General features: G+C 37.8%; 1 protein-coding gene. It reads left to right on the forward strand.

Going from position 1 to position 304, the window contains the following annotated elements:
- On the forward strand, positions 1-304 hold a 304-nt coding region (locus FNN09_RS20960), incomplete at both ends, for a transposase (protein WP_143304440.1).

Below are 304 nucleotides of genomic sequence, written 5' to 3' on the forward strand. Positions count from 1 at the left end.
ACCCATGTTGCCATGGAAAGCACAGGCGTATATTGGAAGCCCGTGTTTAATATCTTAGAAGAAGAATTTGAGATATTATTAGTTAATGCGCGTCATATAAAGAATGTACCAGGTCAAAAGACTGACAAGAAAGACAGTCGATGGATCACTAAACTGTTGTTAAGTGGTTTATTAAAAGGAAGTTTTATTCCGCCCAAAGGCATACGCGAGTTACGGGATTTAACTCGTTACAAGCGTAAAGTTATTGAGCAGGTTTCATCAGAAAAGAATCGCATACACAAGTTGCTTGAAGATGCAAACATAA

The organism is Carboxylicivirga sp. M1479 (assembly GCF_007097485.1).
Taxonomy (GTDB): domain Bacteria; phylum Bacteroidota; class Bacteroidia; order Bacteroidales; family Marinilabiliaceae; genus Carboxylicivirga.